This window comes from Betaproteobacteria bacterium, from assembly GCA_016791345.1.
Lineage (GTDB): Bacteria > Pseudomonadota > Gammaproteobacteria > Burkholderiales > JAEUMW01 > JAEUMW01.
Map to the genome: position 1 here is coordinate 1 of JAEUMW010000199.1, position 2,994 is coordinate 2,994.

Annotated in this window: 2 protein-coding genes; both read right to left on the reverse strand. The window is 68.8% G+C overall.

What is annotated here, in order from left to right; all coding sequences use genetic code 11:
• Positions 1 to 1,673: SLC13 family permease (locus JNK68_07510; protein MBL8540203.1), on the reverse strand; the 1,673-nt coding region annotated here is incomplete at its 3' end.
• Positions 1,674 to 1,740: 67 nt separating this feature from the next.
• Positions 1,741 to 2,826 carry an ionic transporter y4hA gene (locus JNK68_07515; protein MBL8540204.1) on the reverse strand — a complete coding sequence of 362 codons (1,086 nt, stop codon included), beginning with the start codon at positions 2,824 to 2,826 and terminating at the stop codon, positions 1,741 to 1,743.
• Positions 2,827 to 2,994: the final 168 nt, after the last annotated feature.

Sequence of the window (2,994 nt, forward strand, 5' to 3'; positions counted from 1 at the left end):
GGTGTGAAGAACGACGCCGCAGCCGCCACCGCGATGCTCATCAGCACGGGCCGCGGCGAAATGCCGAGCTCGACCGACGCTGCCGCCGCGATGGGCGCGATGATGAGCGCGGTAGCCGTATTGCTGATGAGTTGACCGAGCACCAGCGTCAGCACGAAGAGCCCGCCCAGCAGCGCACGCGGCCCCCCGTCGCCGACCAGCGCGAGCAGGTGCTCCGCCATCATGTCGGCCGCTCCCGAGGTGGTCATGGCGGTGGACAGCGGAATCATCCCGCCGAGCAGGATGAGGGTGTTCCAGTCGATGCCGCGATACGCCTGCGGGATAGTGAGCACGCCGAGGAGCACCATGGCGCAGGCGCAGGTGACGCCCGCCACCACCGACGGCACCAGCCCCGACGCGAGCAGCAGGATGAGCAGGGCAAGGACGGCGATGGCGCGCTTCGCCCCCGGCCCGAGCGCCACGGCCTGACGACGCACGAGGTCGGGCGAGTCGACGAAGAGCACTTCCGGATCTGCCAGTTTCCGGTCGAGCCCCTCCCACGTGCCCTGCAGGAGGACGTGATCGCCCGCCGCGAGTGCGGTGGGCTGCGCGCCCAGGTCTTCGCCGCGGTGCTGCACCGCGAGGACGATGAGATCGCCATCGCGCGTCACCATGCCGGGGAACACCGTGCGCCCGATCAGGTTCGAGCGCGGCGGAATCACCACTTCCGCGAGACCCGACTCGCGATTGAAAAGAGTCGACGCAACATCACCGGCCGCAGCCTGTGCGCACGGCGCGAGATGCTTGTCGGCGGCCAGGCGCCCTGCCGCTTCGGCCGAGCCACGCACGAGGATCACATCGCCCTCGGCGATGGTGGTGCGCTCGCGTGCCCCTCGTTTCACGTCGCTCTGAATCGAGACGATGCTAAGACCCGGGTAATCGCCGAGCGCGATGGCCGAACGCGTGATGCCGACGTACGGCGACGTATCCCTGACCCGCAGGCGCAGCAATCCGTCCGCGATGCGATACTGCTCGACCAGCGTGTGCGCATGCCGGCTGAAGTCCGCCGGCAGCGCTTCGCCGTTGCGCTCGGGCAGCAGATAGCGGCCGAGCAGCACGATGATCGTCAGCGTGCCGAGGACGAGCGGGATGCCCGCCGCGGCAAACTCGAAGAAGCCGAAGGCGCCGACTCCGGCATACTCGGCGGCGTTCGACATGAGCACGTTCACCGGTGAGCCGACCAGCGTCATCAGGCCGCCCGCGCTCGCCGAGAACGCGAGCGGCATCGCGATGCGCGAGATCGGCAGGCCGACCCGCATCGCCGCCACCACGGCCACCGGCAGCAGCGCCGCAACGGCGCCGATGAAGCTCATCGCCGCGGTGAAAAGCACGCAGACGAGCATCACCAGCACGAGCAGCCGCGTGTGGCTCGCGCCCGCCCTTCGTATCAGCATCTGTCCGGCCCATGTCGTCACCCCGGCCGCCTCCAGACCGGCGCTGATGACGAAGAGCGTGGCGATGAAGATCACCACCGGGTCGCCGAGACCGGCGAATGCCGCCCCGGCATCGAGCACTCCGGTATAGAACAGCGCGAGCGCCACACCGAGTGCCACGACGGCGACCGGCACGCGGTTCCACACGAACAGTCCGACAGCGACGATCAGGATCGTGAAGGTGATGGCAATGTCACTCATGCTTTCGTCCTGTCATCCGGGCGGCCGACATCCGCTGGTTTGCGCCCGCGCCGACACGATGCGCGCGTCACGGCACCACGGTGAGGAAGAGAAAGGCGGCGAACAGCACGAGCTGCACCGCTCCCTGCATCATGTTGGCACGGCCGGTGCCCACACCGATGCTGCCGATGACCAGGGTGAGCGCGAGCAGCACCACGTCCTTCGGCTCGATGCCGAGCACGAGCGGCAAGTCGAAGGCGAGGCAGAGCACCACGACGATCGGGGTCGTGAGCCCGATCGTGGCCAGCGCCGAGCCGAGCGCGAGGTTGAGGCTCGTCTGCAGACGGTTGGCGAGCGCCGCGCGCAATGCCGCCACGGTTTCCGGCATGAGCACGACGAGTGCGATCACGACACCGATCACCGCGAGCGGCAAACCGGCGGAGCGCACCGAGGCCTCGACCGTCGGCGAGAGCACCTTGGCCAGACCCACGACGCCGACCAGCGATACCAGGAGCAGTCCGAAGCTCGCCCAGGCCCGGCTGGTGGTGGGCGGAGCCGCATGCTCGGAGGCGTCTGCTGCTGCACTCTTCTTCGGCAGAAAGAAATCACGATGCCGCACGGTCTGGAAGAACACGAACACGAGCCAGAGCGCGAACGAGCTGGCGGCCACGAAAGCGAGCTGCGCCTTGTTGTATTGCGCGTAGCCGGCGCTCTTGGTGAATACCGGCATGATCAGGATGAGCGTCGCCAGCGCGGCGAGCGCCGACAACGCCGGCCCTGCACCCTGCGTCCGGTACTCGAGCTCGCCGTGGCGCAGCGCGCCGAGGAACACGCACAGGCCGATCACCCCGGTTCCGATGATCATGACCGTCGCGTAGAGCGTGTCGCGCGCCAGCGTGGCGGCCTCCGGCCCCCCGGCGAGCATGATGGAGACGATGAGCGCCACCTCGATCACCGTTACCGCGAGCGCGAGCACGAGCGTGCCGAACGGCTCGCCGATCCGGTGCGCCACCACCTCCGCGTGATGCACCGCCGCCGTCACCGCCCCGATGAGGCCGAGCGCGCACAGCACCCCGAGCAGCGCACCGAGCGGCGCCACCAGCGCGAGGCCGAGCAGCAGCGCAGCGAGGATGGGGACCGCGACAGGCCAGTGCTTTGCGACCGGGATGTCCATCGGGGTTCAGCTCGCCGTGCGCAGCAGCGCGAACAGCGCCGAGAGCAGGATGACGATCACGGCCGTGGCGAGGACGAGGCGGTCGGCGAAGAGGCGGCGCATGGAATCTCCTAGACGAAGCTGTAGCGCTCGGAATGGTACTTCGCCAGCGGCACGCCGAGTTCGCCG